24 protein-coding genes and 3 pseudogenes are annotated in these 26374 nt (G+C 72.8%); 22 read left to right on the forward strand and 5 right to left on the reverse strand.

The window, feature by feature from the left end:
• The first annotated feature begins 21 nt into the window (after nt 1-21).
• The 3 genes and pseudogenes from AB0B72_RS20930 (at nt 22) to AB0B72_RS20940 (ending at nt 1686) form a co-directional block, all read left to right on the forward strand.
• A complete protein-coding gene (locus AB0B72_RS20930; RefSeq protein ID WP_367740523.1) occupies nt 22-1002 on the forward strand; it encodes a zinc-binding dehydrogenase in 981 nt (326 codons plus the stop codon).
• A gap of 182 nt (nt 1003-1184) precedes the next feature.
• Nucleotides 1185-1447, forward strand: a pseudogene (locus tag AB0B72_RS20935) (transposase family protein); the annotation flags it as partial.
• On the forward strand, nt 1444-1686 hold the full coding sequence (locus AB0B72_RS20940) for a hypothetical protein (protein WP_367740524.1): 243 nt from the start codon (nt 1444-1446) through the stop codon (nt 1684-1686). The pseudogene AB0B72_RS20935 and the gene AB0B72_RS20940, both read left to right, overlap by 4 nt.
• Nucleotides 1687-1801: 115 nt before the next feature.
• Here the strand turns inward: AB0B72_RS20940 and AB0B72_RS20945 are convergent, their stop codons facing one another.
• Complete coding sequence (locus AB0B72_RS20945) at nt 1802-2836, reverse strand: hypothetical protein (protein WP_367740525.1); 1035 nt, start codon at nt 2834-2836, stop codon at nt 1802-1804.
• Nucleotides 2837-2995: 159 nt separating this feature from the next.
• Here AB0B72_RS20945 and AB0B72_RS20950 point away from each other — a divergent pair, with 159 nt between their 5' ends.
• From AB0B72_RS20950 to AB0B72_RS20970, 5 genes and pseudogenes are all read left to right on the forward strand, one after another.
• Nucleotides 2996-3730: a haloacid dehalogenase-like hydrolase gene (locus AB0B72_RS20950; RefSeq protein ID WP_367740526.1), complete on the forward strand. Its 735-nt coding sequence runs from the start codon at nt 2996-2998 to the stop codon at nt 3728-3730.
• A 23-nt stretch (nt 3731-3753) separates the two neighbouring features.
• Nucleotides 3754-3912 (forward strand): annotated as a pseudogene (locus tag AB0B72_RS20955) (transposase); the annotation flags it as partial.
• A 78-nt stretch (nt 3913-3990) separates the two neighbouring features.
• Entirely contained in the window at nt 3991-4446 is a 456-nt protein-coding gene (locus AB0B72_RS20960; RefSeq protein WP_367740527.1) for a hypothetical protein, read from the forward strand.
• 278 nt (nt 4447-4724) lie between these two features.
• Nucleotides 4725-5156, forward strand: coding sequence for a tRNA (N6-threonylcarbamoyladenosine(37)-N6)-methyltransferase TrmO (tsaA, locus tag AB0B72_RS20965; RefSeq protein WP_367740528.1), 432 nt, complete (start codon nt 4725-4727; stop codon nt 5154-5156).
• 1104 nt (nt 5157-6260) lie between these two features.
• Nucleotides 6261-7154: a hypothetical protein gene (locus AB0B72_RS20970; RefSeq protein ID WP_367740529.1), complete on the forward strand. Its 894-nt coding sequence runs from the start codon at nt 6261-6263 to the stop codon at nt 7152-7154.
• A 41-nt stretch (nt 7155-7195) separates the two neighbouring features.
• On the opposite strand, the gene AB0B72_RS20975 is transcribed toward AB0B72_RS20970, so the two are convergent.
• Nucleotides 7196-7825 (reverse strand): MBL fold metallo-hydrolase, encoded by a 630-nt coding sequence (locus tag AB0B72_RS20975; protein WP_367740530.1) that lies wholly within the window; start codon nt 7823-7825, stop codon nt 7196-7198.
• 232 nt (nt 7826-8057) lie between these two features.
• Nucleotides 8058-8873 (reverse strand): IclR family transcriptional regulator, encoded by an 816-nt coding sequence (locus AB0B72_RS20980; RefSeq protein WP_367740531.1) that lies wholly within the window; start codon nt 8871-8873, stop codon nt 8058-8060.
• A 52-nt stretch (nt 8874-8925) separates the two neighbouring features.
• Between AB0B72_RS20980 and pobA the strand changes: the two genes are divergently transcribed.
• From pobA to AB0B72_RS21030, 10 genes and pseudogenes are all read left to right on the forward strand, one after another.
• Nucleotides 8926-10098: a 4-hydroxybenzoate 3-monooxygenase gene (gene pobA / locus AB0B72_RS20985; RefSeq protein ID WP_367740532.1), complete on the forward strand. Its 1173-nt coding sequence runs from the start codon at nt 8926-8928 to the stop codon at nt 10096-10098.
• Nucleotides 10095-10853 carry a CoA transferase subunit A gene (locus AB0B72_RS20990; RefSeq protein ID WP_367740533.1) on the forward strand — a complete coding sequence of 253 codons (759 nt, stop codon included), beginning with the start codon at nt 10095-10097 and terminating at the stop codon, nt 10851-10853. Before pobA ends, AB0B72_RS20990 begins: the two co-directional genes overlap by 4 nt.
• Nucleotides 10853-11476, forward strand: a complete 624-nt coding sequence (locus AB0B72_RS20995; protein ID WP_367740535.1) for a 3-oxoacid CoA-transferase subunit B — start codon at nt 10853-10855, stop codon at nt 11474-11476. The genes AB0B72_RS20990 and AB0B72_RS20995 overlap by 1 nt, the downstream gene beginning before the upstream one ends.
• Entirely contained in the window at nt 11473-12660 is a 1188-nt protein-coding gene (locus AB0B72_RS21000; RefSeq protein WP_367740536.1) for an acetyl-CoA C-acyltransferase, read from the forward strand. Before AB0B72_RS20995 ends, AB0B72_RS21000 begins: the two co-directional genes overlap by 4 nt.
• Nucleotides 12657-13322 (forward strand): protocatechuate 3,4-dioxygenase subunit beta, encoded by a 666-nt coding sequence (gene pcaH, locus AB0B72_RS21005; protein WP_367740537.1) that lies wholly within the window; start codon nt 12657-12659, stop codon nt 13320-13322. The genes AB0B72_RS21000 and pcaH overlap by 4 nt, the downstream gene beginning before the upstream one ends.
• A complete protein-coding gene (gene pcaG / locus AB0B72_RS21010) occupies nt 13319-13810 on the forward strand; it encodes a protocatechuate 3,4-dioxygenase subunit alpha (protein WP_367740538.1) in 492 nt (163 codons plus the stop codon). Before pcaH ends, pcaG begins: the two co-directional genes overlap by 4 nt.
• The gene (pcaB, locus tag AB0B72_RS21015; protein ID WP_367740539.1) at nt 13800-15158 is read left to right on the forward strand and encodes a 3-carboxy-cis,cis-muconate cycloisomerase; all 1359 of its coding nucleotides are present in this window, start codon (nt 13800-13802) and stop codon (nt 15156-15158) included. The genes pcaG and pcaB overlap by 11 nt, the downstream gene beginning before the upstream one ends.
• Nucleotides 15155-15910 (forward strand): 3-oxoadipate enol-lactonase, encoded by a 756-nt coding sequence (gene pcaD, locus AB0B72_RS21020; protein ID WP_367740540.1) that lies wholly within the window; start codon nt 15155-15157, stop codon nt 15908-15910. The genes pcaB and pcaD overlap by 4 nt, the downstream gene beginning before the upstream one ends.
• Nucleotides 15907-16299 (forward strand): 4-carboxymuconolactone decarboxylase, encoded by a 393-nt coding sequence (pcaC, locus tag AB0B72_RS21025; RefSeq protein ID WP_367740541.1) that lies wholly within the window; start codon nt 15907-15909, stop codon nt 16297-16299. The genes pcaD and pcaC overlap by 4 nt, the downstream gene beginning before the upstream one ends.
• Nucleotides 16300-16434: 135 nt before the next feature.
• Nucleotides 16435-17226, forward strand: a pseudogene (locus AB0B72_RS21030) (helix-turn-helix transcriptional regulator); the annotation flags it as partial.
• Nucleotides 17227-17253: 27 nt separating this feature from the next.
• On the opposite strand, the gene AB0B72_RS21035 reads toward AB0B72_RS21030, so the two are convergent.
• Nucleotides 17254-18153, reverse strand: coding sequence for an NAD-dependent protein deacetylase (locus AB0B72_RS21035; protein ID WP_367740542.1), 900 nt, complete (start codon nt 18151-18153; stop codon nt 17254-17256).
• Between the two features lie 130 nt (nt 18154-18283).
• Here AB0B72_RS21035 and AB0B72_RS21040 point away from each other — a divergent pair, with 130 nt between their 5' ends.
• The 4 genes from AB0B72_RS21040 to AB0B72_RS21055 all read left to right on the forward strand — a co-directional run bounded on the left by AB0B72_RS21040 (nt 18284) and on the right by AB0B72_RS21055 (nt 23583).
• Nucleotides 18284-19264: a pirin family protein gene (locus AB0B72_RS21040; protein ID WP_367740543.1), complete on the forward strand. Its 981-nt coding sequence runs from the start codon at nt 18284-18286 to the stop codon at nt 19262-19264.
• A 129-nt stretch (nt 19265-19393) separates the two neighbouring features.
• Entirely contained in the window at nt 19394-19669 is a 276-nt protein-coding gene (locus AB0B72_RS21045) for a hypothetical protein (RefSeq protein ID WP_367740544.1), read from the forward strand.
• A gap of 260 nt (nt 19670-19929) precedes the next feature.
• The gene (locus tag AB0B72_RS21050; protein ID WP_367740545.1) at nt 19930-20880 is read left to right on the forward strand and encodes a hypothetical protein; all 951 of its coding nucleotides are present in this window, start codon (nt 19930-19932) and stop codon (nt 20878-20880) included.
• Between the two features lie 822 nt (nt 20881-21702).
• Nucleotides 21703-23583, forward strand: a complete 1881-nt coding sequence (locus AB0B72_RS21055) for a LuxR C-terminal-related transcriptional regulator (protein ID WP_367740546.1) — start codon at nt 21703-21705, stop codon at nt 23581-23583.
• On the opposite strand, the gene AB0B72_RS21060 is transcribed toward AB0B72_RS21055, so the two are convergent.
• Complete coding sequence (locus tag AB0B72_RS21060; protein WP_367740547.1) at nt 23567-26320, reverse strand: CHAT domain-containing protein; 2754 nt, start codon at nt 26318-26320, stop codon at nt 23567-23569. The genes AB0B72_RS21055 and AB0B72_RS21060 overlap by 17 nt on opposite strands.
• Between the last annotated feature and the right edge of the window lie 54 nt (nt 26321-26374).

Consider the following 26374-nt stretch of genomic DNA (forward strand, 5'->3'; position numbering starts at 1 on the left):
GCCTGGAGTGAGGAGAGGTCTGTGCGCGCTGTCCGGCAGTACGAGTTCGGCCCGGCGGAGAACCTGCGCTATGAGGAGGTCCCTGACCCGCACCCGGGGCCGGGTCAGGTGCGGATCGCGGTCGCCGCGTCCGGGGTGCATCTGGTGGACACGGTGATCCGCGCCGGCGTGGCGAGAGGGCCTTTCCCGCTCCCGGAGCTGCCCATGACGCCGGGGCGCGAGGTGGCGGGCGTCGTCGACGAGGTGGGTGAGGGGATCGACGAGAGCCGGCTCGGACGGCGGGTCGTGGCGCATCTGGGCATGGCCAGCGGAGGCTACGCGGAGCTGGCGGTCACAGGTGTGGGCGCTCTGCACGAGCTGCCCGCCGATCTGGATCCGGCCGCGGCGGTCGCGATGGTGGGCACCGGCCGCATGACCATGGGGATCCTCGAACTCGCCTGCCTGACAGCGGACGACGTGGCCCTGGTCACCTCGGCGGCCGGCGGCACCGGCACCCTGCTCGTCCAGGCGGCGCTGAACGCGGGGGCCGCGGTCGTGGGGGTGGCGGGCGGACCTGCCAAGGTCGAGCGGGTGCGGAAGTCGGGCGCGCACATCGCGGTGGACTACACGGCGCCCGACTGGCCCGAGGAGGTGCGCCGGGAGCTGGACGGCCGTGAGGTGACCGTCGCGTTCGACGGCGTGGGGGGCGAGGCGGGCCGGGCGGCCATGGACCTGCTCGGCCCCGGCGGGCGGATCGTGCTGTTCGGCTTCTCCTCCGGAGAGCCCACGTCCTTCACGTCCGCGGACCTGTTCCGCCGCGGACTCTCGGCCGTCGTCGCCCTCGGGCCGCGGATCATGAATCTCCCCGGCGGCCTGCGGGCGCTTGAGGAGCGGTCGCTCGCCGAGGCCGCCGCCGGCCGCCTCGTGCCCGCGGTGCAGGCCTTCGCCCTGAAGGACGCCGCCGCCGCCCACGCGGCCCTGGAGAGCCGGGCCACATCCGGCAAGGTCGTCCTTCTCCCCTAGAGGGCCTGTGTGGAGTTCCGGCAGGACGGCACGCTGTACGAATGGCCTTCGCACCGGAGATCGTCCAACAGCCCAACTGGCGATGGTGACGGGTGCCGCCCCCGCGCGTGCCGAGCGCCACTGCCGGTGGCGGCGCCTGGACCTGTCCCGGCAAGCCCTGCTGGTCCTGGCCCATCTACGCCTTCGCCGACAAGGGATATCAAGGCGTGGGCGGCAGCATCCGCACGCCGTTCAAAGGCCATCGGCTGCGGCCGCCGCTGTCGCGCCATCAGCGCTCGGTCAACCGCGCGCACGCTCGCATCCGCGCCTGCGGGGACGTGCCGTTGCCACTTTGAAGATCTGGAAGGTCCTGACCCGGCTGCGCTGCTGCCCGCATCGCGCCACCACGATCGTGCAGGCCATCCTCGTCCTGCAGCTCATCGAAGAAGGCCGCTACTCAGAATGAAAGTGCTCATTGATGAGCGGGTGGCGCAGGCTGGGGTGCCGCTTTCGGTGGCCGGCTTGTATCCGTCGTTGCACCTGAACCTGAGTGAGTGCTATCGCAAGCGGGGCGATCTCGGTCGCGTCCGTAAGCGCCTCCAGCAGGCACGGGCCGGGATCGGCGCACTTGGCGACGACGGGTATGGGCAGCTCATCAAGGGGAGCCCGGAGCGGCTGGCCGAACGGTTGGGTGACGCCACCTGACCGCGCCCGGCGAATTCTTGCACCACCCGTTGATCTTCTTCGTGGATGCCTGACTCGATGCATCGCGTCAGGCGGCAAGCGAGTCACGACAACTCGTGGAGTTGTTTCAACTCTGTCAGATGGCGACCGTTTTCGTCGGGACGCACAGGGGCCGGGTCCGGAGCTGGTAGGAGACGGCGGCGATGGCCAGTGCCCAGCCGTATCCGCCGAACGCCAGCGACGCCGCTCCGCCGATGCCGAACAGGTCCGTTGCACTGCCCAGGACGCCCGCGACTGCAAGGATCATGCTTCCGGTGCCGTACAGGGCAAGAGTCGGCGCGACCACCCAGACCGGTGTCAGCGGCAGGAACCGAGGCACCCGCCTGCCCGCCAGCCACAACGTCCAGCGGGGAAAGACCATACCCCACGGCCGGACAAGTCCCAGTAGCAGGAACACGGCGAGCCCGACGCCACAGACCCCCGCCAGCAACATGTACCAGGTCGGCCGGAATTCGCCGGGCTCGATTCCGGGGACCCCGGCCGCGCCGAGGGCGTGCAGAATGATGTACGGAAGGAACGCGCAACTACCGATGTGGGCGATCCGCCGCACCGTGGAGGGCGCCGCGTGCGGTGCGGGATATTGCCGCCCCGAGACCTGCGGCGGATGCGGCTGGCCGCACCGGGGGCAGACACCGGCACTACGGCGGGCATGCGCCAGCGCGGCGGCCACGAACAGGGCTCCAACGACGGTCAGGCACAACCGTTCGGCGAAGGTCACCCAGTCGCTCTCGCCCTGGCGGTCGGTGATGGCACCGGTCAGGACCAGCTCGATCACGTTGAGCAGCACCCAGGAGCTACCCACCAGGGCCAGCGCCGCCACGCCCCACGCGCCGGCCGACAAGACACGAGGCGGCACTCGTGCGCCCCACGGGCGTACGGTGGCGGCCGCGACCACGGATCCGATGAGCAGCACGGCCGCGCCCGGCCACGTGACGTCGGGCACGCCGATGTCCGTGACGCCGAGGAACGAGCGATACCCCGTGAACGCGGCCACCAGCAGCACACAGCCGTACACGGCGGCCGCTCCGCTCGCGGCGTGACCCGCCCACGACGCCCATCGCTGCCACCATCTGATCGATGACGCGACCGCATGGTCATCGGGACGTCTCATGCGGACCTCCGCCGGTTGAAGGAAGACCTCGGAAGTCTGCCCCGCCGAACCTTTGATTTCACTGAGGGGCGCTGAGAACCCTCTCAGGGGGTGTTTGAGAGGTGATCGTTCGGTCCCATCGAAGGCAAGGCGTCCCGCTGCTTGCCCCTCATCGGAAGTATGATCGGTAAGCTGCCGATCAACAGTGCAGGTGATCTTGACGTGAGTGGGATGAGCAGCGGTGTTTCCGGGCGGCCCGTCGCCGTCTTCGACCTCGATGACACTCTGGTACGCGGCGACTCCTTCGGCCGTTTCCTGCGCGTGCTGCTCCTACGTGGTCCTGGTCGTGCGGCGGCCTCCCTGATGTCGGCGGTGTTCCTGCTACCGTTGTTCTTCCTGCCTCCCACCAGACGTCTGGCCATCGCGGGCTTCCTGTGGCTGGCCACGGTCGGTGTGCCGTCGTCCCGCTTCGCCGAACTGGCCGAGGAATTCGCCGCCGCGCACACCGCAGGGCCTCGCCGTATCGCCGTGGCGTTGCAGCGGCTCCACGCCCATCTGGATGCCGGTGACCGGGTCGTCGTCGCCACTGCCTGCGCCGATCCCGTGGCCACTGCCGTATGCCGGGGGCTGGGCCTGGACACGGTGGAGGTCGTCGCTGCGCAACTGCGGCGCGGCCGCTGTTCCTTCCGAGCGGTTCGCGGCTGTCTTGGCGCCGAGAAGGTCCTCCGGTTACATGAGGCGGGTATCGCCATCCCGGTGGCCTACGCCTACACCGACAGCGCCACCGATCTCCCGTTGCTGCAGTCCGCGACGCATCGCTATCTGATCGATCCCACGCCGCGAGGCCTCCAACGTGTCGGTGATGAGCTGGGAACCGAGTTCACCGTCCTGAGAAGCCGTCCTGTGGACGCGTAGGACCGCAGGCATGACACGACAGCCCTTTCTGCCCCTCTGACCTCACCGATGAGCAGTGGGAGTTGATCGAACCGCTGCTTCCCGCTCCGCACCGGGACGGCCGCAAGGAGAGACGTCCCCGCCGGGACATCGTGGACGCGATCCTGTACGTGGTGCGCACCGGCTGCTCCTGGCGGCGACTGGAGGCACCTGGCGCTGGTAGGAGCTGAGGGGAGCGCCGGTACCCTCAGCTATGGCTCCACGGCTTCTTCGCTCCGTTGGTGGGGCGCCTGTTCCCCGAACTGCTACCCAAGGCAGGCAGCACCGCCTGGTCGGGACAGCGTGCCGCGCCTCGGGCCATGTGGCCCGAGCGACTCCCTGGCGACTTCACGGCGGACCTGATGATCCTCCTGCACTGGAACGACACCGGTGCCAGGCTGAGGCCCGTGCTGGCGGACGACTGGACCAATCCCCAACGGCCGAAACCCGATCTCCTGTCTCAGGAGTTCTCGCTCCTCGTTCAGCACGCAGTCCGGCGCAAACGTGTCGCTGAGGACCGCATACCTGCGCTCGATGCCTGGTTCGCGACCGTCCACGAGTTGATGGCCCAGTACCAGCACGAGCGTGACGATCCTCGGGACTTCGAGAATGAGCTTCTTCAAGGTTCCCTACAGGAGCTCGACAAAAGGCTGAACTCGTCGTCGGCTCCGCAGACGCGTCCGGGAGACGGCACCTGACCCTGCCGACTCCGCCCTCCTCCCGAAAGTGCTCGAGCTCGTCGAATAGGTTATCCAGCGGCGGCGCAGCGCTAAGCCCATCGGGAGTGCTTCAAAGGGGGACAGGGGACGATCGCGGGGAGTCGTCTGATGCGGCCGGTCGTCGAGCGGGGTGTGCCGCGAACAGGGCCGGCGGACCGGGCCTGACAGGTTGAGACCGCTCCGGCGCGATGGAATCGTTGCCGGGGCGGCACGATCATGGAGGTGCCGCCCCGCCGACCACAGGAGGACCCGCGCACATGAACCACCCCGAGACGTACGAGATCCACCCTGTGGGAGTGATCCGTTCCCCTCTCCGGTCCCGTTCGGAGGCCCCGAAGCAGGGCGACGAGGGGGCTCCCGACGCGTGGCTGGAGATCGGCCCGGCCTTCGCTGAGGCGCTCGACGGGGTGGCCCCCGGTGCCGAGATCCTCATCCTCACCTGGTTCCACGAGGCCGATCGGGACGCGCTGACGGTGCGTCCGCGCGGGGACGCGACGCGGCGGATGTCGGGGGTCTTCGCCACGCGGTCACCGGACCGGCCCAACCCCATCGGCCTGCACAGAGTCACCGTGGTGGGCCTCGAAGGCGGGGCCGACGGCGGGAGCCGCGTGCTCGTGCGCCCCTTGGAGGCCATCGACGGCACGCCGGTGGTCGACGTCAAACCGGTGCTCGACGCCTTCGACCGCTGAGACCGGCACAGGCGAGCGGGCATCCGGTCGTCAGGCATTCACATCGGGCTCCAAGCGCGAATCGCAGAAATGGAGCTCCATTTATGGGAGACGGTAGGCCGCGGGACCACGGTAAGCCACACATCCGGATACGTCGAGGGCGTGGGGTTGACAGCGCGTGACTCCGCGACATCATACGGTTAGAGAGCATCTCCGCAGATCAGGGCCGCCAGCTTAGCTGTGACGTGATTTATGGTTATAGGAATAGATAAAGCGCCGAGAATTGCTGGAGAAGCAGAATGATCCGGCTACGGTTATGCGATTGAGACCGTATTCGCGGTGCTCCCTCGGGCGGATTCCGACGTCTTCCCATTACTTGGCGGGCAACGGGAACGATCGGCGTTTCCGTGAATCACCCGCCTGTGGAGGGCTGTCATCGTGCGAGGATCCGCCGGCCGTACCCGTCCCGGACGTGGGAACGGAGCGCGCCGCGGTTCACCCTTCGGAGAGGTGTGGGTCAGCGGCGCGTTCTCGATCATCACTTCGGTCATCGTGACACTGGGATCGATCTACACCGCCTCCCTGTCCTCCTCGGATGACAGGTGGCCTCCTCCTCCCCCGCCGCCTCACGGTTGCGTCGCCCGCTGCCCCTACCCGTCCCCGTGCGGTCCCCGCGGCCATCACCCCGACGGCGGGAGAGACACGACGGACACGCACGGCCGTGGCGAGCCGGACGACCTGCCGGGTGGTCCTCCGTCGTTCGGCCAGGCGAGCACCGAAGGCGCCGGCCTCGCGACTGTCCGCGCGGAATGCTGACGGGCCCGTCGACGACAGCGCGCTCCCCCCGTCCGCAGATCGATGCGGTCGATGTGGGCGTGGTAGCCGCCTTCGACGCTCACATGGATGGCGCCGTCCCGGTACGCGACTCCACGCGGCACGCCGAGGACCTTCACGGCGATCTCCTCCGGCCACCCGTCGCCGGGGTGGAACCGGAGCGCATCCTTGCCAGCACGCCGGGTCAGGTGACGAGCCGCTGCGGGGCCCGCCTGAGCCCATGCCATGGCCTTCGGGCAGCCGGTGAGGGATGCTCGGAACTGAGGGAGTCCCACGGGCGGGAGCGAGATCATGACGTGGGCGAGGCGGATGACCGCCGCCCTGGCCGCTGCGGGCCTGCTGGCGGCGGGATGCGGCACGGCGGAGCGGCCCGGACCGGCGGCGAGCGCGGGGTCCCCCGCGACAGCGACCTCCACCGGGCCCTCTACCGGGCCGTCCACCGTGCCCTCCACCGTGCCCTCCACCGTGCCCTCTACCGGGGCCGCCGCCGCGGATTCCGCCACCGCGAGTCCGGCTGCCACGAGTCCCGGCGGGCGCGGGGAGACACGCTCCCCCTCCCCCCGGCCGTTCGCGGGCGGGTACCAGCCGCTGTGGCCGTTCCAGGACGAGGGACAGGCCCGCACGTGGCAGCTGTCGTACCGCTCGGGCGGGCATCAGCCCTGGCATCTGGACGCCGGGCGGACGGCGCTGGCCTTCACCGGCTATCTGGGCTTCCCGGAGCTGGACCGGGTCGTCCGCCGCACGGTCACCGGATCACACGCGCGCGTGGCGGTCGGCTACCGGAGCCAGGAAGGCGGCCGGGTCCTGACCGCGGCGGTCGTCCACCTCGTCCGGCTCGGCACGGGCCGCGACGCGCCCTGGGAGGTGGTGGGGACCGACGACACCGCTTTCAGCCTGACGACTCCGGCGTACGGCAGCCGCGTCTCGTCGCCCATGCGGGTCGGCGGCAGGATCACGGGGGTGGACGAGAGCATCCGCGTCCGAGTGCTGCGGCCCTCGTCGCCGGCCCCGCCGGCCGATCACTGCTGTGTGCCCGCCGGGGGCGAACGCAGGCCCTGGTCGGCCGTGATCTCGTTCACCGCGGCACCCGGGCAGATGCTCATCGTCGTGGCGAGCACCGGCGGGCACGTGGCGAAGGTCGAGCGGTTCGCGGTGACGGGCGTCCGGGTGGCCCCAGGCGGATGACCCTCCGCGGGGGTCACCGCCGCCGATGACGTGGGGAGGGGTCAGTGCCCCCGGCGGATCCACTCCTCAAGGTGGGGAGCCTCGGCGCCGATCGTCGTGCTGTCACCATGACCGGTGTGCACCACGGTCTCGGGCGGCAACGTGAGCAGCCGTTCGCGGATCGACTCGATGATCACGCCGAAGTCGGAGAACGACCGCCCGGTGGCGCCCGGCCCGCCCTTGAAGAGGGTGTCGCCGGTGAACAGGACCCCAAGCTCGGGCGCGTGGAAACAGCAGGCGCCGGGCGCGTGGCCGGGCGTGTGCAGGACGTCCAGCCGCGTCCCCGCGACCTCGATGACCTGCCCGTCGGCCAGGTCGCCGCCGGGCTCCACGCCCGGGTGGGTGAGCCGCCACAGCGGCAGGTCGGCGGGGTGCAGCAGGATCGGGGCGCCGGTGGCGCGGCCGAGCTCCGGCGCGACCCTGACGTGGTCGTCGTGCGCGTGGGTCGCGAGGACGGCGACGACCCGCCTGCCGGCGATCAGGTCCACGATCGCGGTCACGTCATGAGGGGCGTCGAAGACCACGCATTCGGCGTCGTCGCCGAGCACCCAGACGTTGTTGTCCACGTCGAACGTCTGGCCGTCCAGGCTGAACGTGCCGGACGTGACGGCGTGGTCGACGCGCGGGCTCATCGGGACATCACCATCGAACTGATCATTCTCCCATCGTGCCCGCCGGTGGCGGCCCCTCGAACGCGGCCCCCACACCAGGCGGGGCGGCTCGGGCCGGGTGTCCGTGACCGGGATGGCCTCGCTTCCGACCGCGTGCCCGGCCCCTGGATCGACGGGCCGCTACATTTGACGCATCGCAATATGACGCATCGCAATATGACGCATCGCAATATAGCGCCACCCGGAAGGGTGCCTACCGGGGGTCGCGGGGCCCGGCGGGCGCGAGAGCGGCCTGGTAGGCCCGGCTGATCCCCGTGGCGACGTCAAGGAGCGGGTCGGCCAGCCGTCGCAGCTCCCTGACCCGGCGCGACGAGACGACGATGCCGACGGCCGCCACGGGCCGCCCGTCCACCAGGATCGGCGCCGCCGCCGAGCAGGAGCCGAGCGTCATCTCCTCGTGGGTGGTCGCGTACCCCCGGGCCCGCGCCAGGGCGAGATCGCGCGCGAGCCGCCCCGGCTCGGTGATCGTGTGCGGGGTGGGCCGCTCCAGCGGCCGGGACAGGTACGACGCGACGAACCAGGCCGGTTCGAACGCCAGCAGGGCCTTGCCGACGCCGGTCGGGTGCAGGGGCAGGCGGCTGCCGGTCCGCGACAGGATCGGGACGGCCCGCTTGCCGTGCACCTTGTCGACGTACAGGACCTCCATGCCGTCGCGGACGGCGAGATGCACGTTCTCGCCCGTGCCGGCGAGCAGGTCCTGGAGCCAGGGGTGGGCGATCTCCTGGAGCGGGTCGGGGGTGAGCTGGCCGAGCTCCCACAGGCGAGGCCCGACGTGGTAGCGGCCGTCGGCGGCCCGGCGCAGCGCCTGGCCCTCCTCAAGCTCGCCGGTGAGCCGGTGCACCGTGCTGAGCGCGAGCCCGCTGCGTTCGGCGATCTCGGTGAGCGTGAGCCGGGGGTGGGCGGCGTCGAAGGCGCCGAGGACGGCGAGGACGCGCGAGGCGACCGAGCGTCCCGGTTCCCGGGCCCCACCCGACATGCCGTCCTCCAGAAAACCGCCGGACTCTTCCACTGAGCGGAAGCCAAGCCTACGCCCGGGCGGCCGAGCTGCGGATCCTCGACGTATGCGAACTCAGGTCGCGATCATCGGAGCCGGCCCGGCGGGCCTGCTGCTGTCCCACCTGCTCCACCTGCGGGGAGTCGAGTCGGTGGTGCTGGAGCGCCGCAGCCGGGCGTACGTGGAGCAGCGGGTGCGGGCGGGCGTGCTGGAGCAGGGGACGGTCGACACGCTCGTCGCCGCCGGGGTCGGCGGGCGCATGTCCCGGGAAGGGCTCCCCCACCACGGGATCGAGCTCCGGTACGGCGGCCGGGGGCACCGGATCGCCTTCGAGAAGCTGGTCCCCGGGCGGTCGATCACCGTGTACGGCCAGCAGGAGGTGGTCAAGGATCTGATCGCGGCCCGCCTGGACCCCGGTGGTGACGTCCGGTTCGAGGTGGACGACGTCGCCCTGCACGACATCGCCGCCGACCGGCCGTACGTGACCTTCGGCGGGGAGCGGCTCGACTGCGACGTGATCGCCGGGTGCGACGGATTCCACGGCGTCTCACGGCCGTCGATCCCGGACGGCGTGCTGACGGAGTTCCGGCGCGACTACCCGTTCGCGTGGCTGGGCGTCCTGGCCCGGGTGAAGCCCTCGGCGGAGGAGCTGATCTACGCCCGCGGTGAGCGCGGCTTCGCCCTGCACAGCATGCGCTCCCCCGAGATCAGCCGGTTCTACCTCCAGGTGCCGCCGGACGAGGACGTCGCCGAGTGGCCCGACGACCGGATCTGGGCGGAGCTGAAGGCCCGCCTGGAGACCGTGCCGGGCTTCCGGCTGGCGACCGGCGAGATCATCGAGAAGGCCGTGACGCCGATGCGCAGCTTCGTCGCCGAGCCCATGCAGTACGGCCGGCTGTTCCTCGCCGGGGACTCCGCGCACATCGTGCCGCCGACCGGGGCGAAGGGGCTGAACCTGGCGGTCGCCGACGTCCGCGTGCTGACCGCGGCCCTGGCCGCCTTCTTCGCCGACGGGTCGCCCGAGCTGCTCGACCGCTACTCCGCGGCGTGCCTCACCCGGGTCTGGCGGGCCCAGCACTTCTCCTGGTGGATGACGACGCTGCTGCACACGTTCGACTCCGACGACGCCTACGGCGGGCGGCTGCAGACCTCCTACCTTGACTACGTGACGTCGTCGGAGGCGGCCGCGACGACGCTGGCGGAGAACTACGTGGGCCTGCCGTACGAGGAGGGGATGTGAAGGTCGTGGGGAGCGCCGCCGAGGCGGTGGCGGACGTGGGCGACGGCGCCTCGCTGGCCGTGGGCGGCTTCGGCCTGTCGGGCGTGCCGTCCGTGCTGATCCACGCCCTGCTGGAGCGGGGCGTGGGAGGCCTGAGCGTGGTCTCCAACAACTGCGGCACGAACGGCCGGGGCCTCGGCGAGCTGCTCGCCGCCGGCCGGATCGCCCGGGTCACCGGGTCGTACGTCGGGGAGAACAAGGAGCTGGCCCGGCAGTACCTCGCGGGCGAGGTGGAGCTTGAGCTGATCCCGCAGGGCACGCTGGCCGAACGGCTGCGCGCGGGCGGGTGCGGCATCCCGGCGTTCTACACTCCCGCCGGGGTGGGGACGCTGGTGGCCGAGGGCGGCCTGCCCTGGCGGTACGGCCCGGACGGCGAGGTGGCCGTGGCCTCCCCCGCCAAGGAGGTCCGGGAGTTCGGCGGCGTGCCGTACGTGCTGGAGCGGGCGATCACCACGGACTTCGCGCTGGTGCGCGCGGCCCGTGGCGACGCGCACGGCAACCTGGTCTTCGCCAAGTCGGCCCGCAACTTCAACCCGCTCGCCGCCATGGCGGGTCGGGTGACGATCGCCGAGGTCGAGGAGCTGTGCGAGCTGGACCCTGAGGAGGTGCACCTGCCGGGCGTGTTCGTGCAGCGGGTGGTGGCCCTCACGCCGGAGCAGGCGGCAGACAAGGGCATCGAGCACCGGACGACGACCCCGCCGGAGGTGCGGAGCTGATGGCCTGGACACGGGAGCAGATGGCGGCGCGGGCGGCGGCCGAGCTGCCCGACGGCGGGTACGTGAACCTCGGCATCGGGCTGCCGACGCTGATCCCCGCCCACCTCGGAGACCGCCAGGTGATCATCCACTCGGAGAACGGCGTCCTGGGGGTGGGGCCCTACCCGGCGCCCGGCGACGTGGACGCGGACCTGATCAACGCCGGCAAGGAGACCGTCACCGTCCTGCCCGGAGCGTCGTTCTTCGACTCGTCCCTGTCGTTCGGCATGATCCGGGGCGGTCACATCGACGTCGCCGTCCTCGGGGGCATGCAGGTGTCGGCGCGTGGCGACCTCGCCAACTGGGCCGTCCCCGGGAAGACGATCAAAGGCATGGGCGGCGCGATGGACCTGGTGCACGGCGCCAAGCGGGTGCTCGTGCTGATGGAGCACACGACCAGGGACGGGTCGCCGAAGATCGTGGAGGAGTGCGCCCTCCCCCTGACCGGGCGGGGCTGCGTACATCGGATCATCACCGACCTGGCGGTGATCGACGTGACGGACACGGGCCTGCGCCTGGTGGAGACGGCGCCGGACGTGTCCGCCGGCCAGGTGCGGGCCAGGACGGGAGCCGAGCTGTCGTGAAGGACGTGTACATAGCGGACGCCGTCCGCACCCCCGTCGGGAAGTACGGCGGGGCGCTCGCCGGGGTCCGCCCCGACGACCTGGCCGCCGGCACGATCCGGGCCCTGCTCGACCGGTCGCCCGGCCTGGACCCCGCGCGGATCGACGACGTGGTCCTCGGCGCCGCCAACCAGGCGGGCGAGGACAACCGGAACGTGGGCCGGATGGCGGCGCTGCTCGCCGGGCTGCCCGTGTCGGTGCCCGGCGTCACCGTCAACCGGTTGTGCGCCTCGGGGCTGGAGGCTGTAATCCACGCCGCCCGGGCCGTGGCCTGCGGCGACGCCTCGGTCGTCGTCGCCGGGGGCGTCGAGTCGATGAGCCGGGCCCCGTGGGTGCTGCCCAAACCCGAGCGAGGCTTCCCCCGGGGCCACGAGCAGCTCTACTCGACCACGCTCGGCTGGCGCATGGTCAACCCGCGCATGCCGGAGCGGTGGACGGTCTCGCTCGGCGAGGGCACCGAGATGCTCGCCGCCCGGTACGGCGTCACCCGCGAGGCGCAGGACGCGTACGCCGTCCGCAGCCACCGCCTCGCCGCCGCCGCGTGGAAGGACGGCCTGTTCGACGCCGAGGTCGTCCCCGTGGAGGGCGCCGGGACGCTCGCCCGCGACGAGACGATCAGGGACGACACCTCCGAGGCGGCCCTGGCCCGGCTCAAACCGGCCTTCACGGCGGACGGGACGATCACGGCGGGCAACTCCTCCCCGCTGAACGACGGCGCGGCGGCCCTGCTGATCACCGACGCCGGCGGGCTCACCGAGCACGGCCTGCGCCCGCTCGCCCGCGTCGTCTCCACCGGCGTCGCCGGCGTCGAGCCGGCCGACTTCGGCATCGGCCCGGTGCACGCGCTCGCGAAGGCCCTGCGCCGGGCCGGGCGGGACCTGTCCAGCCTCGGCACGGTCGAGCTGAACGAGGCGTTCGCGGCGCAGGTGCTCGCCTGCCTCGCCGAATGGCCCGACCTCGACCCTGAGGCGCTCAACCCCCAGGGCGGCGCGATCGCCGTCGGCCACCCGCTCGGCTGCTCCGGCGCCCGCCTGGCGGGCACGCTCGCCCACCGGCTCGCCCGGAAGGGCGGCGGGCTCGGCGCCGCCACCCTCTGCATCGGCGTCGGGCAGGGGCTCGCCCTCATCCTCGAAGGAGTGTCATGACGCACCCCCCCTACGTCTACGAGGCCTACCGGAGCACGGTCCTGCGGGCGCCGTCCCGGGCCCCGCTGGAGCTCAAGGCCGACCCGGACGCGATCGAGACGACCAGCCCGGTCTTCGGGCACGACGAGCTCGGCCCGCTCGACTCCGACCTCACCCGCCGCCACCCGGGCGAGCCGATCGGCGAGCGGATCATCGTGACGGGGCGGATCCTCGACTCCGCCGGCCGGCCGGTGCGGGGCACGCTGGTGGAGGTCTGGCAGGCCAACGCGGCCGGCCGGTACGCCCACGAGCGCGACCAGCACCCGGCGCCGCTCGACCCGAACTTCACCGGCGCGGGCCGCTGCCTCACCGGCGAGGACGGCCGCTACCGCTTCGTGACGATCAAGCCGGGGGCCTATCCCTGGCGCAACCACCCCAACGCCTGGCGCCCCGCGCACATCCACTTCTCGGTGTTCGGCACGGCGTTCACCCAGCGGCTGGTCACGCAGATGTACTTCCCCGGCGACCCGCTGTTCGCCTTCGACCCGATCCTCCAGTCGGTCCCCGGCGGCGCCCGGGACCGGCTCGTCTCCCGCTTCGACCTTGAGACGACCGAGCCGGAGTGGGCCCTCGGCTACCGGTTCGACATCGTGCTCGGCCACACCCCGATGGAGGACGCGTGACCACCCCCTCACAGACCGTCGGCCCCTTCTTCGCGCACGCCCTGCCGTACGCGGGGGACTGGGAGCTCGTGCCCGGCGGCCATCCCGGGGCCGTCACGATCGTCGGACGCGTCCTCGACGGGGCGGGTGAGCCGGTGCCCGACGCGCTGCTGGAGCTGTGGCTCGGCGAGACCGGGGGACGGTCGGCGCTGGCCCGCCGGGGCTCCGGCGCCTCCGGGTTCGGCCGGTGCGGCACCGCGCCCGACGGCTCCTTCCGGTTCCGTACGGCACGGCCGGCCGGGCCGTACCTGGCCTTGCTGGTCTTCGCCCGAGGGCTGCTGAAGCCGGTGTTCACCCGTGTCTACCTGAAGGACGTGCCCGATCCGCTGCTCGACTCACTGGAGCCCGCCCGCCGGGCCACACTCGTCGCGGAGCCCGAGGGGCCGGACGCCTACCGGTTCGACGTGCGGCTCCAGGGCGAGCGGGAAACGGTGTTCCTTGCCCTCTGAGCACTCCCGGCCACCCGAGCACTCCCGGCCACCTGAGCACTCCGGGGCGCCCGCGCCTTCCTGGTACGGGGCCGGGCCGGACGCGGGCCTGCTCTCCCCCGTGCGGGCGGGCACGGCGGCGGAGGCGGCCACGTCCGACACCGCCTGGCTGCGGGCCATGCTCGACGCCGAGGCAGCCCTGGCCCGGGCGCAGGCGCGCCTCGGCCTGATCCCCGCCGAAGCGGCGGAGGCGATCACCCGGGCGGCCCGTGACGGGCGGTTCGACGTGGTGGACCTGGCCCGCCGGGCGGCGGGGGCGGGCAACCCCGTCGTGGCGCTCGTCGCCGACCTGCGGCGCGCCGTCCCCGGCGCCGCCGAGCACGTGCACCACGGCGCGACGAGCCAGGACATCGTGGACACGGCGGCGATGCTCGTCGCGGACCGCACCCGCCGCGCCGTGCTGCCCTTCGCTGACCGGCTGCTGGCCGCGCTCGCCGAGCTCGCTGAGCGGCACAGGGACACGCCGATGGCGGGGCGGACGCTCGGACAGCCGGCGGTGCCGGCGACGTTCGGCCTCAAGGCCGCCGGATGGCTGCTCGGCTGCCTGGAGGCCCGGGATCGGCTGGCGTCGCTGCGGCTGCCCGTCCAGCTCGGCGGGGCGGCCGGGACGATGGCCGGGTACGGCGACCGGGCGCTCGACCTGCTCTCGTTGTTCGCCGCCGAGACGGGGCTGGCCGAGCCCGTGCTGCCCTGGCACACGCTGCGCGCGCCCGTCACCGGCCTCGCGGACGCCATGGCCGGGCTGGCCACCGCGATGGGCAAGGTCGCGGTGGACGTCGTGCTGCTCGCCCAGGCCGAGGTGGGCGAGGTCGCCGAGCCGGCCGCACCCGGCCGGGGCGGGTCGTCGGCGATGCCGCACAAGCGCAACCCGGTGCTCGCCACGATGGTCAGGTCCGTCGCGCTTCAGGTGCCCGCGCTCACTCAGATCGTGGTGTCCGCCCGGATGGCCGAGCACGAGCGCCCGGCCGGGGCCTGGCACGCCGAGTGGCAGCCGCTCCGCGAGTGCCTGCGGCTGACCGGCGGCGCCGCCGAGGCGGCGGCCGAGCTCGCCGAGGGGCTGGAGGTCTTCCCCGGGCGGATGCGCGCCAACCTGGAGCCACTGCTGGCCGTACTGGCCGAACACGGCGAGGACACGGGGACCGGCGCCGCGCCCGCCCTGACGGACCGCGCACTGAAGCACTACCGGACGAGGCCCACGCCACCCGAGACCGCACCGCCCCTGACCGCACCACCCGGAACCACAGCGGACAAGACCGCACTGCCCGGGACCGCACCGCCCGGGACCGATGGCGCCATGGGAGACGCATGATCGCGCACCACCGTTTCGACGGCCCGCCGGACGCGCCCGTCATCGTCCTCGGCCCCTCGCTCGGCACCACGCTCGGCCTGTGGGAGCCTCAGCTCGCGGCGCTCACCCGCACGTGGCGCGTGCTCCGCTACGACCTGCCCGGCCACGGCGGCTCCCCCGCGGTGCCCGGCGTCACCGTGGAGGGCCTCGCCGCCCTCGTGCTCGATCTCCTCGACCGGTACGGCCTGGCCCGGGTGGCGTACGCGGGCGTCTCGCTCGGCGGGGCGATCGGCGCGACGCTCGCGGCGGACGCGCCCGGCCGGATCGCGGCGCTCGCCCTCGTGTGCGGCTCCGCGCGGTTCGGGCCGCCGGAGGGCTGGCACGAGCGTGCGGCGCTGGTCCGCCGCGAGGGGATGGAGCCGGTCGCCGCCACGGCGGCGGGGCGCTGGTTCACCCCCGGCTTCCCGGGCGCCGGGCCGTACCTGGCGATGCTGCGCGGCACCGACCCCGAGGGGTACGCCGCCTGCTGCGAGGCCCTCGCCGCGTACGACCTGCGCGACCGTCTCGGCGAGGTGGCCGCGCCCACCCTGGTCGTCGCCGGGGAGCAGGACCCGGCGACGCCGCCGGGGCACGGGAGGATCCTGGCGGCCGGCATCCCGTCGGCCGAACTGCTGGTGGTGCCGGGGGCGGCGCACCTGGCCGGGGCCGAACGCCCGGGGGCCGTCACCGAGGCCCTCGTCCGCCACTTCGAAAAGCACTGGAGGACGGCGTGAACGACAAGGACAGGCACACGGAGGGGATGCGGGTGCGCCGTGAGGTGCTGGGCGACGCCCACGTCGACCGGGCGGTCGCCGGCACGACGGACTTCACGGCCGCCTTCCAGGACCTCGTCACCCGGTACGCCTGGGGGGAGATCTGGGCCCGCCCCGGGCTCGACCGTCGCACCCGGAGCTGCGTCACGCTGACGGCCCTCGTGGCGCGGGGCCAGTTGGAGGAGCTCGCGATGCACGTCCGGGCGGCGCTGCGCAACGGCCTGTCTCCCGAAGAGATCGCGGAGGTCCTCCTGCAGACGGCCGTCTACTGCGGCGTCCCCGCCGCCAACGCCGCCTTCGCCGTCGCCCAGCGCGTGCTCATGGAGGACGGTGGACCCGGCACCGGCTGAGCGCCGGGAGTCACGGCGCCGAAGGCGACGAGGCTGAACGGGGTGGAGTCCGGGAACCGGTAGGGCAGGGCCGGTGAGGCGTCCTAGGAAGTAGACAACTACCTTGCATACACGCTTGACAGATAATGTAGCAATATGTCCGCTGTTGGACCTTTTGCCGCTTTCCTGCGTGCTCGACGGCAGGTCACGACCATCGACGACGTGGGGCTGAAGCGGGCGACCAGCCGCCGGCGGACGCCCGGTCTGCGCCGCGAAGAGGTCGCCATGCTGGCGGGGATCAGCATCGACTACTACACCCGCCTGGAGCAGGGAAGGGAGCGCCATCCGTCGGATCAGGTGCTCGACTCCCTGGCGCGCGTCTTCAAGCTCGATCAGGAGGCCACCGAGCACCTGCACGAGCTGGCGCGGCTTCTCACCCGCCGGGCCCCGCCGCCCCCGGTGGTCAACCGTGTCGATCCCAACCTGGTGCGGCTCATATCCCAATGGCGGATCGTCCCCGCGTACGTGGTGAACCACCGGCTGGACGTGTTGGCGAGGAACCCGGTGGCCGAGGTCCTCTACGAGGGGCTGGAGCACAACGACAACCTGCTCCGGCTGGCCCTGCTCAACCCCGCGGCGCACGACTTCTACGTGGACTGGGAGTGCGACACCAACTCCAAGGTCGCGCACCTGCGAGCCGCGGCCGGAATCGCCTGCGAGGACCCGTTCCTGTTCGAACTTGTCGAGGAGCTCTCCAACGCGAGCGAGGAGTTCCGCCGGATGTGGGAGCGGCACGACGTGCGGCGCAGGACCCGCGCGCCCGTGCGTTTCCGGCATCACGAGGTCGGTGTGGTGACCACGACCATGGAGGTCCTGACCGTCGACAGCACGCGGGGCCAGAAGGTCGTCGTCTTCCAGGCGGAGCCCGGCAGCCCGTCCGAGCACGCGCTGGCCCGCCTGGCCGAGCGCGCACCGTCAGCGCGGTGGGCCGAGCTCGGACAGGACGGCCGTGAGGGTGGGTCCGAGCGGAGCGTCCAGGGTCAGGAGGGCGTGGACGTCACCCCTGGTCTCACCGCGGTTGACGATCGCGACGGGAATGTCCCGGGTGGCGGCGTGGCGGACGAACCGGTAGCCCGACATCACCGTCAGTGAGGAGCCGAGCACGAGCAGGAGGTTGGCCCGCTCGGTCAGCTCGTAGCACGCCTGGACCCTGGCCGGCGGCACGTTCTCGCCGAAGAACACCACGTCGGGCTTGAGCAGGCCGCCGCAGGCGAGGCAGTCCACCACCTCGAAGCCCTCGACCTGGTCGTCGGTGAGGACGACGTCGCCGTCCGGATTGATCGCGCCTGGCCGTGCGAGAGGGCCGGGATTGGCCGCCCGGAGGCGCCGGTCGAGCAGCAGCCGCGAGGTGCGTTCACCGCAGGTGAGACAGACGACGCGGTCGAGGCTGCCGTGCAGCTCGATCACGTCCCCCGCGCCCGCCGCCTGGTGCAGCCCGTCGACGTTCTGGGTGATGATCCCCGCGGTCAGGCCCCGGGACTGCAGCTCGGCCACCGCGCGGTGCCCGGCGTTGGGGGCGGCGCGGGCGATGTGCCGCCACCCGAGGTGGCTGCGGGCCCAGTACCGCCGCCGGGCCGCGGCGCTGCCGACGAACGTCTGGTACGTCATGGGCTCGGCCCGCCGGCTGCGCCCGGTCTCCCCCCGGTAGTCGGGGATTCCGGACTCCGTCGACAGGCCCGCCCCGCTGAGGACCACGACATCGCCGTCCGCGAGGAGGTCCACCAGCATGTGGAGTGCGACGCCGGCGTTCACGCCCGTCAGGCCGGGCGGCGCGCCGGGCACGCCGCCGGGTCCGTCCTGTAACGCCCGAGTCATTCCTCCATGGTGCCCGACCCCGGCACCTACCCGAGCCGCGGGACCACTGCGTGTCGCCGCCCGGGGGCCGCGGCGGCCCACCCGGAGGCCGCGCGACGGCGGCGTCCTGCGGGCGTATAGGTTGCATCAGGTGAGCAACCTCGACATCAGCCCGCAGTTGTCGCAGCATGGAGGCCGTGCCGCGGTCTCGGCCACGCCGGTGCGCGAGTTGCTGCCGGGACGTGAGGTGCCGCTCGGCGGGAGCACCGTGGTCCGCCGGCTGCTCCCGACCCTGGGCAGGCGGATGGTGGGCGCCTGGTGCTTCATCGACCACTACGGGCCCGACGACATCGCCGAGCAGCCGGGCATGCAGGTGCCGCCGCATCCGCACATGGGCCTGCAGACGGTGAGCTGGCTGCTGGACGGCGAGGTGCTGCATCGCGACAGCCTCGGCAGCCGGCAGGCTCTGCGGCCCGGGACGCTGGGGCTGATGACGGCGGGCCACGCCATCGCGCATTCCGAGCAGAGCCCCGCCGAGCACGCGCCGGCGCTGCACGGCGCCCAGCTGTGGGTCGCCCTGCCGGACGCCTCGCGGGCCGTCGACCCCGCGTGGGAGTTCCACGAGCGGCTGCCCGTGCTCGACGACGGCGGCCTGCGCGCCACGCTGATCATGGGCGAGATGGCCGGCGTCGCCTCCCCCGGCACGGCGTACACGCCGCTGGTCGGCGCCGACCTCGTGCTGGCGGCGGGCACACGCACCCGGCTGCCGCTGGAGCCCGACTTCGAGTACGCCGTCCTCACGACCTCCGGTGTCGCCGAGGTCGACGGCGTGGAGCTCACGCCGGGATCGCTGCTCTATCTCGGCTGCGGCCGGCCGGATCTGGCCCTGCGCGCCGGGACGGCGAGCCGCATGCTGCTCCTCGGCGGCGAGCCGTTCGCCGAGAAGATCGTCATGTGGTGGAACTTCGTCGCCCGCACCGGCGAGGAGATCGCCCAGGCACGCGCCGACTGGATGGCCCCCTCCGGTACCGGCACGGGCCGCTTCGGCACGGTTCCCGGCTACGACGGCGGGCCGATCCCGGCCCCCGCGCTGCCGCCCACCCCGCTCAAGCCCCGCGGACGCGTTCGCTGACCCGCGGCACCCGATTACCGCCACGTCCCGGCGAGGACATCCACTCGGACGTCCTCAGCGTTCGGCTTTCGAGTATGCGGAGCAGAGCACCCTTTGTCTCCGCCCGCTGTCGACGTTCATACTCGACGCATGAAGCGGCACCCTGCCATGGAAGAGCTAATAGGGTTTATTGGACTTATAGTAACGATCAGGCTTTTCGCCCAGTTGGTGCTGCTTCATCCGAATTACGCTTTTACGCGCGGGAAGGCGAGTAGAGGCGAAGTGGAGTACTACGGCTGCGAGGACTTCGAGAACTGCTCCGAGCAGCTTCCGGCGGGGAACTACCAGCCCGCCGAGTTCAACCCCCGCAAGTGTCACGATCACGGCAAACCGATCAACGTTCTGATTAAGCGGCCAGCGACATGAAGGGTGTCGGCGACTTCGCGAAGGAAACGGTGGAAGGGCTCGGTCCCGGCGCCTTCCTCGTGAGCATGCTGCCCGGAATAGTCCTCATCACTACCGTCTTCGGCGTTATCAGTGCTCACCTATACCCATGGACGGCTCCCCTCCACGACAAGAAGGGAGCCACCGTACAACCCGGGCCGGACTCCATAACCTTTGTCGCGTCAGGCCTTGGAATCACCGGGAGCGTCCTTCTGGTCCTCGGGATACTCCTGGCCGCGGTGATGATCCAGCCCTTCCAGATGTCCGCCGTACAGGCGCTCGAGGGCTACTGGACCGGCCGCGGGCGAGGACGGATCGCCGCCATGGCCATCGAACGCCATGTCCGCCGCAACGCATACCACCGGTCCCGAGCCGAGATCCCGGACGTCGTGGAGGGCACGTTCGCCCTCACCGATGTGGCCTCACGGAGCAGAAGGAACCACCGGGTGGGACGGATGCGAAAGCGAGCGAACGAAGTCCTTGACGGTTATCCTCCTGATCCCCGCCTCATCCTTCCGACTTCTCTCGGCAACGTTCTGCGCCGGGCCGAATGCACGGCGGGAGAGCGGTACGGCCTCGACACGGTGGTCTTCTACCCTCGGCTCTACCCCCATCTGTCCGAACGGCTCAGCACCGAGATGGGCGCACAGCTCAATGTGATCGACAGCAGCGCCACCTTCGTCTTCGTCTTCGGCGCCCAAACCGTGCTCACCTCGCCACTCATCGCCCGGCCCGACTGGTGGAGGCTGGTTCCCGTCGGCTTCGCGGTCGCCGCGTACGTCGCCTACCGTGGCGCCTGCCTCGCCGCCACCCGCCAGGCGGTCCTGCTCCTCACCGCTTTCGATCTCCACCGGTTCGACATGCTCCGCACCCTGCGGCGCCGCCTCCCACTGGACGGCGCGACCGAGCTGGGCGACAACAAGGAGCTGAGCGAGTTCATGCGCGGGTACGAACCGGTGCCCCAAGACGCGGCCTGGCGGTACGTGCACTGGGACGTCGAGCCGGTCGTCGCCGAGGAGACACCCATCGCGCCGGAACCGGAAGCCGAACCTATGGATTCACCAGAACAGACCCGCCCAGGCCCATCACGTGGATTATCAGCAGGCGGGCATGCTCCGGATGTCCCTCCACCTCCTGGCGACGGCCCTCCAGAAGTCGCGCCAGCTCTTCCCCCTCCCGAGGAGGGTCGGTGAATGCCTTGCCGGAATCCAGCGCCCCCGCGAAATCCGTACCATGCGCACCATGGAGCCGGCCCGCCACGACAAGCCAGTTGGGAGGCGCCTCCACCTGGACGTACCCGCCCCACGAGGTCACCCCGAGCTCCACGAAATCCCGCGTCGACCGCTCGACCGTCTCCGGCAGCCGCACAGTGATCCGGGTACCGACGGCGATCACAGAAAGGTGGTCCGCGACCGGCGCCACGATCGGAATCTGCACGGTCCGGGGCAGGAGCACGGCCACCTCCCGCCGGACCGGGTCCGGTCCCGCGAGCCGCTGGAAGCGCGCGGCCTTGCTGAGAGCAAGCCGGCCGCCCAGCAGGATCAGCAGCCCGCCCGCGACCGACCAGAGCTGCAACAGCCGACCGGGACCGTAAGTGAACAGGTAGGCGAGAAAGCCCGCGACGACCAGCACCAGCGGACCCAACCGGATGCCTCGCGGCATGACCACGAGGTAGACGTATCCACCTGCCAGGACGAACAGCAGGATGTGAAGATTCGCCCCCACCAACCGTCCGACTTGAGCCAGCCTGTCGGGACCCGCGACCACCAGAGCACCGCCCAGGCCCACCAGGACCATGGCGACTACAAGCCGCCACCTGCCTACGCGGTCCCCATCGTCGACCGCATACCTGCGCTCATCCGCTCGCTCGTCCACTGCTCCGCGGGGAAACCGCCCCGGCCTTTCACCACCTCTCGATGACGATGATCCCACGCCGATCCGCGGTGGACGGCAACGTCCATCGCCTCCGCCACAGGGCCCGTGTATCAGGAGACGCGGGCGCGGCTCCTGCTTACATGGACGACCTCGGGACGCATTGGCCGTTCGGCGGAAGAGAGCCGGAGCTGCAGGTGCTGCGCGCCAGCCGCGTCGGCGCCGTCATCATCGGGGAGGCAGGCAGCGGCCGCAGCCGCCTGGCCGCGGAGGCCGTGCGCGGCCTCCCCCACGCCTGGGCGGCCGGCACGCCGGACGCGACGGGCCTGCGATTCGGGGCGTTCGCCCACCTGCTGCCCGACGCGGCGACCGGTTCGCTCGGACGGGCGGCTGAGGCGCTTCGGCACACGCGGATGCTCGTGGTGGACGACGCCCACCTGCTCGACGACGCCTCGGCGGCCTTCGTACGCCATCTCGTCGTGCAGGGCCGCATGCGGGTGATCGCGACGGTGTGCGCGGGAGAGCCCGCGCCGCCGAGCGTGGCCGAGCTGTCCCGGCGGCGCCTCCTGCCGGTCGTCGGCTGCGGGCCGCTGTCCCCCGGATCCGCGGCCGGGATCCTGGCCTCCGCGCTGGGCGGTCACGTGGAGACGCTCACCGCGGCGTGGCTGTGCCGTGCCAGCCGGGGCAACATGCGGCTGCTCCACGCGCTGGTGACGGCCGGGCGGCGGGCGGGCACGCTGCGCGCGTCCGGAGGCATGTGGCGGTGGCGCGGCGAGCCGCCCATGACGGGCCGGCTGGGTGAGCTGGTCCGGGCGGCCATCGGCGAGACCGACGGGCAGGAGCGTGACGTGCTGGAGCTGCTCGCCTTCGCCGAATCCTTGGACGCCGTGGAGGCGGGCGAGGCCGCCGTCCCCGCCCTGGAGCGGCTGGAGGCCCGCGGTCTCGTCGTCACCGGGGACGATCTGCGTGTGCGGCTGGCCCATCCGCTGTACGGCCCGGCTTTGCGCGCGGGGGTGGGACGGCTCAGGGCGGCGCGCCTGGCGGCGGGCCGCCCGGCGGAGGACGTCGCCGCGTCGCTGGCGGCGCAGTCGCGGCACCTCGCCTCGCTCGCCCGGTCCGGCGCGCTCACCACCGTCCCGTACGGCGTCGGGGAACGGCTCACCGAGCTGGACGCCGGTTGGGAGGAGGACGGGATGCCGGAGTTCTGCGCGCGCCGCGCGGAGGTCGCCCGCCTGCGCGGCGAGGTGAGGGACGCCCACGCCTGGAGCACCGAAGGGCTGCGCCGGATGCCCGGGCACGAGGGGTGCCTGGTGGAGCTGGCCCTGGCCGCCGCCCACGCCGGGGACCTGCGCGGGGCCGAGGAGGCGCTCCCCCGCTGTGCCCGCGACGGACGGCCCGCGGTGTGGGCGCTGGCGGCGGCCGGGGATCTCCGGGGGGCGGCGCGAGCCGCGTTGGCGGCGGCGGACCTGGCGCGGCGCGAGGGGGACCGGCACGCCGAGCTGTACGCCGTGTACGACGCGGTGCGGCTCGGCGACCCGGCGGCCGCCCTTCCCCGGCTGGCGCGGCTGGCCGGGACGGACGAGGACCTGGCCGCGCTCTTCCTCAGGCATGCCGGTGCGCTCGCCGACGGGAACGGTCCAAAGCTGGACGAGGTGGCGCGGCTGCTGGAGGAGCGCGGCATGCTGCTGTTCGCGGCCGAGGCGTCCGCGCAGGCGGCCGGGGCCTACGGCGACGCCCGGCCGGCCGCGGCCGCGCTGGGTCACGCCGCGGCCCTCGCCGACGCCTGCCAGGGGGCCTCCACCCCCGCTCTGGGCGCGCTCGCCACGTGGCGCCTCACCCCGCGCCAGGCCGAGGTGCTCCGCCTGGCGTCGGCCGGGCTGACCAACCGGCAGATCGCGCAGCGTCTGGTGATCTCCATCAGGACGGTCGGCAACCACCTGTGCCGCGCCTATGAACGGATCGGCGACAGCGACAGGACCGTCCTGTCCCGGCGGGCGAGTCTTGAGGTCATGCCGCGCCGATAGCGGTGAACGACCATCCCGTCACCAGGTGGAGGGCGTCGCGCGGGCCCTCACGCCGGGCGTCGGCCAGCGCTTCGGCCAGGGTCCGCCCCCGGGCGAGCGCCTCGTGCAGCGCCACCATGAGCGGGACGACCGCCTCGTCGTTCACCGGGACGAGGGCGGCGACAAGGCCGGCCGTGCCGAGCGGGAGGAGCGCCGCGGCCAGGCCGAGCAACTCGTCCGCGCCGACCGGTTCCAGCCTGCCGGAGTCGCAGCTCGACAAAACCATCCGGTACGGAGCGCGGCGCAGCCGTTCGATGTCGTACACGACCATCGGCCCGTCGTCCATCCGCAGGCTGGAGAACATCGGGCTGTCGGCGCGGAACGTCCCGTGGGCAGCGATGTGGGCCAGCTCGCAGCCGTCGAGGGCGTCGAGCAGGGCGGGCGCGGTGGCGGTGCCGTTCTCCAGCACGGTCGCCCCGCCGTACATCTTGGCGAGCAGCGGCACCTCAGCGCCGCCCGTGCCGAGGCCGGGGCCGCGGGCGAGCACGACCCCCGAGTCCGCGTCCGCGTCCGAGGCCGAGCCCGAGCCCGAGCCCGAGCCCGAGGCAGGGCCGGGGCCGAGCACGACTCCCGAGCCCGAGACCGGGCCGGGGGCAAGGCGCACGCCGGGGGCGGGCGGGCCCGCGGTGGCGGCGCGCAGCCACGCCCCCGCCGACGGGGACACGGCGAGCACGCGGTCCCGCAGCGCGGGCAGCGCCGCCCAGGGGACTCCGTGCAGGCGGCCTGGCGGCACGATCACCACCGGCCCGTCCCCGAGGTGCGCCGCCGCGGGGCCCAGCAGGGCGTCCTGGAGCCGCCGGGCGGCGGTCTCGATGAGCGGCAGCCACCGCGACGACCCTTCGTACGCGACGCGCCGCAGGCCCGCGCGGAGGTGGTCGGTCTCCGCCGCGGCGTCCGCCAGGCGGCCCGCGCGGAACCGGCGGACCCGCCCCCCGCCGCACAGGACGACGTGGAGGTCCCCGTCGACGTCGACGAGCTCGGCCAGCCGTCCGCCGTCCGGCCCGTCCAGCGCGCCGAGCCGGTCGAGCAGCGCGCGGGCGTCGAACCGGTGGCCCGCCGCGCCCGGACCGCCCGTCACGGTGAGCGTGCGAGCGCGGATCCGCCGTTCCAGCCTGGCGCTCTCGCGTTCCAGAGCGGCGATGGGGCCTCCCGAGGAGCGCGCCTCCTGCGCCCGGCTCGTCGTCTCCCGGAAGGCGGTCAGGTCGCGGAGCAGATCCGCGTCGGCGGGAGGGCGCGCCTGCGGCACCGCGAGCACGGTCGCCCGCCAGCGCTCGCTCCACTCCAGCAGCCCCCGGGAGCCGCCCGTCTCCAGCCCGGCCCGCTGGCCGAGCGCCGCGAGCGCCGCCCCTTGGGCGGTGGCACGTGCGCGCAGCTCCGAGGCGCCCAGCGTCAGCCGGTGCTCGTCGAGCAGGGCGAGCCCGCGCCTGCACGCCGCCAGCACTCCCGTGCGACGCCCCTCGGCCGCGGCGAGCAACGCCTGGGCGAGCCAGCCGTCGATCCTGGCAGGGGCCGGTCCGGCCAGCCGTCCGCGCGCGGCGCGCGAAAGGTACGGCCGCGCGTCGTGTGGCCGGCCGAGCGCCAGGGCGGCCCGGCCGGCCAGCAGGAACGCCTGCGTCCGCTCGGGCGATCCGAGCTCGGACAGCCGCCCGGCCAGCGCTCCGGCGTCCCGTACGAGGCGGCCGGACACCTGGCCGGAGGCGAAGCGGGCCTGGCACAGCACGAGCCGGGCATGGGCCTCCCACCAGTCGCGGCGCTGCCGCGCGAAAAGGCGGATCGCCGCCCCCGCCTGGGCGGCGGCCGTGTCGGCCCGGCCGGCGGCGAGCGCGCACCGGGCGGCGACGAGCAGGAGCTGGGCCCGCCTGGTGGGCTGCCCTCCGGTGCGCTGCAGCATCTGGATCGCCGCTTCGGCCTCGGTGAGCGCCTCGCCCGGCAGCCCCGCCGCGAGCAGCACCGCGCAGCGTTCCATGCTCATCACGAACGCGGGCGTCCCGAGCGCCTCGTAACGCCCGGCCGCGTGTTCGAAGTGGCGCAGCGCGGCCGGCAGGTCTCCGGACCGGAACGCCGCCCGGCCTCTGTTCTCCATGGCGACGGCCTTGTCGTGGTCCTGGTCGGTCTCCTCCCACAGCAGCTCGGCCTCGGCGAAGTCCTGGCCCGCGCGCTCGACCGCCCCGAGGGCCAGCAGGAGGGTGGCCCGCAGGGTGAGCGCGCGTGCCGTCCAGATGGTGTCGCGGGCACGCCGCAGGCTGGGAATGGCCCGGCGCAGGTCGTCCAGGGCCTCCGCGTGCCGGCCGAGGATCCACAGCGCGCCGGCCCGGCGGAAGAGCACCCGCGCGGCGGCCGGGCCCGAGGTGAGCGCGAGCGACCGGTCGAGCGCGGCCAGTCCAGGGCCGGATCTGCCGCTGTGGACGAGGGCGATGCCGAGGGTCGCCAGGACGTCGGCCTCCCGCGCCGGCGAGCCGGACCTTCGTGCCAGGTCCCGGGCCCGGCGCAGGTGCGTGAGCCCGGTGGCCAGGTCGCCGAAGTCGCGCTCGTACAGGCCGATGACGTGGTGGGCCACGGACTCGTCGTGGGGGCCGGGGCGCGCGGCCAGCAGCGCCCGCGCGCCGGCCAGCGCCCTGCGGGGCTGCGAGAACACCAGAGGGAGCAGGCCGAGCGGATCCTGGGCGCCCCGGGCCGCCCTTCCGGTTTCGCCAGGCACGGATCGATGCTAAAGAGGAGTCGTTCGGGGCGTCCAGGTGATCGTGCACCAGAC

The organism is Microbispora sp. NPDC049125 (genome assembly GCF_040802045.1).
Lineage (GTDB): Bacteria > Actinomycetota > Actinomycetes > Streptosporangiales > Streptosporangiaceae > Microbispora.